The organism is Pedobacter sp. 10L46_2, assembly GCF_056395165.1.
Genome location: NZ_JBFTIZ010000232.1, coordinates 13293 through 16330, shown reverse-complemented (window position 1 = coordinate 16330; position 3038 = coordinate 13293). Strand labels below are relative to the sequence as shown.

The 3038-nt window shown below is 39.0% G+C and carries 2 protein-coding genes; both read left to right on the top strand.

Annotated elements, in window-relative coordinates:
• Positions 1-389 (top strand): carbohydrate-binding protein (locus AC1DDX_RS20140; RefSeq protein WP_477622477.1); only part of this gene is annotated, 389 nt, incomplete at its 5' end.
• Positions 390-734: 345 nt separating this feature from the next.
• A partial coding sequence (locus tag AC1DDX_RS20135) for a PVC-type heme-binding CxxCH protein (protein ID WP_477622476.1) occupies positions 735-3038 on the top strand: 2304 nt, incomplete at its 3' end.

The following is a 3038-nucleotide window of genomic DNA, read 5'->3' as shown; positions in this document are numbered from 1 at the left end:
ATACTAAAGTGATTAATTTAAGAAGCAATGTTATATATGCTAATGATATTAAGGATATATCAGATTTCGGACGCAAAGATGCTGATGGAGTTCAATCGTTGATATTCCCTGAAAAAACTGGCTGGGTTAAGTTAAAAGGTATCGACTTGACTAATGTTGCCGCGTTTAATTTTGGATTGGCTAACGCAGATGCTGATTACAGTGTTGAGATCAGATTGGGCGGTAAAGATGGTGAAGTAATTGGAAAACAAGGCTCTGCTTCGACAGGTGTATCTATAAGCCCTGTAACAGATGGTAAATTCCATGATGTTTATATAGTGGTTAAGGCTGCTCGTGAAGATGTAAAAGACAGACCTCTTTTAAAATCGATAACCGTGAAGCCTATTTAAAGCGATAATTTTTAAAGCGATCTTCATCTCGAACGAAGAGAGAGATCTCTTGATCAAATAGCTGCAAAGCAAATTGGAATAACCAAGAGATCTCTCCTAGCATCGAGATGACGTTGCAAAGAAAAAAAGGCTGTATCATAATATGATACAGCCTTTTTTTCTTTAGTATTCATTTCTTACCTACCTCTATTATTAAAATCTTCACTATTCTGCTATCTAAATAAAATTAAAGCAATCGATTGCTTTATTAGATCTTTTTTATAAATTCGCTTACCAAATATGCTGCGATCTATCTAAATAAGTTAATTCATATTTGAAAAATAAATCGCTTTAAACCGTAAAAGAATGGCCATTAATTTTACCAGAACCTCACTGTTCGCTACCAAGATTATTTTTGTTCTATTTCARCCTGTATTGCTTTTAAAAACATGTACTCCTGCTGTTAGTGAGCAGAGATCAGGATTAAAGGTGCAAATTGATTCTCCTTTAACAGAATCAGCAAAACACCTGCCCGGCAATAGTCTGGCCGGACTGCGTACATTTCCAGGCTTGCATGTTCAAACCATGGCAACTGAGCCTACATTAATAAACCCAACTAATATTGATGTAGATGAAAAAGGTCGGGTTTGGGTTACTGAAGCCTATAATTACAGGTTTGAGATCAACAATAATAAGCCCAAACCAGAAGGCGACAGGATCTTAATATTAGAGGATAAGGATGGCGACGGGCATCTGGAAACAAGCAAAACTTTTTATCAGGGTGCTGAAATTAATGCACCATTAGGTATATGTGTACTGGGGAACAGGGTTATTGTTTCGCAAAGCCCTTATGTGTGGGTTTTTTATGATGATGATGGTGATGATAAGGCAGATCGCAAAGAAATCCTGTTTCAGGGAATTGGCGGCGAGCAGCATGATCATGGCATCCATACTTTTACTTTTGGTCCGGATGGAAAGCTATATTTCAATTTTGGAAATATGGGGCAAACGCTAAAGGATAAAAACAACAAGACAGTGCTTGACCAGGATGGTGACGAAATTGGTCCTAAAAAATATAAAGAAGGCATGGTATTTAGATGCGACCCGGATGGATCTAACGTGGAGGTTATTGGACACAATTTTAGAAATCCTTTTGAGGTTGCAGTTGATAGTTACGGCACGGTGTGGCAAAGTGATAATGACGATGATGGCAATAAAGGTGTTCGGATAAACTATGTAATGGAGCATGGTAATTTTGGTTTTAAGGATGAAATGACGGGCGCATATTGGCCTTCAGAACGTATTAATATGGAAGACTCTATTCCGCTACGTCACTGGCACTTAAATGACCCAGGTGTGGTTCCAAACCTTTTGCAAACAGGCTCAGGATCTCCTACTGGAATACTAATTTACGAAGGTTCATTATTACCAACTCAGTTTCATAACCAAATGATTCATTCGGAACCCGGACATAATGTTGTAAGATCATATCCCGTAAAGAAAAACGGAGCTGGTTATTCAGCAGAGATCATTAATATATTAAGTAATGACAAAGATCAGTGGTTTAGGCCCGCAGATGTTTGTATCGCTCCTGATGGCTCATTAATAGTTGCCGACTGGTATGATCCTGGAGTTGGCGGCCACAGAGTTGGTGACCTTGAACGCGGACGCATTTATAGGGTTGCTCCTTCGGCCCTGGCATCAAAGTATGTTGTTCCTAAATTTAATTTCGACACGCCTAAAGGCGCCATTGAGGCGTTACAGAATCCGAATTTAGCAGTCCGCAGACATGCTTATCTGGCCTTGGTTGCAATGGATAGAAAAGCCATCCCGGCACTAAATAAATTATGGCACTCAACAGCCAATCAGCGGATGAGGGCCAGGGCATTATGGATTTTATCTAAATCATCTGATTCAAAGAAATATTTAGACGAGGCCATTAATGATAAAAACCCAGACATCCGTATTACTGCTTTAAGAGCCGTTAGACAAACGAAATTAAATCCAATTGATTATGTAAGGCAATTGGTCAATGAAACCAATGCGGAGGTTTTAAGGGAGTGTGCGATAACCCTTAGACATAACAAGGCAGCCGAAGCAGCTGAACTATGGGCTAAGCTGGCAACGAAACACAACGGAACGGATAGGTGGTATCTGGAAGCCTTAGGTATTGGTGCAGATAAGCAATGGGATACTTATTTAGCAGCATATTTAAAAGAAACAAAAGATCCATTATCGAGCGCAGGAGGAAAAGATATCATCTGGCGATCGAGAACGGCATTAGCCCTACCCTTTCTTGAAAAATTAGCTTCCGATCAAAGTACCCCTTTAGATAAAAGACTCAGGTATTTCCGTGCGTTTGACTTTATTGCTGCACCTGAAAAAACTAAGACTTTACTGTCGATGCTTGATAAAAACACCAATCTGCCAACGTCTTCCATTATACTTAGCTTAATGGATGCTAAAGAGGTAGCAAATTCCCCTTCATCATTAAATGCCTTAAAGAAATTACTCGATTCAAAATCGGGAACCTCAGAATATGTTAATTTGATAGCGAGATATCAAATTAAAACGGAAGGTGCTAAATTATTAGAGATGGTAATTGCCAATGGAAATAATTCTGTTGGTGTTGATGCGGCAAGACTTTTAATTGAATTTAAAGATACTGAG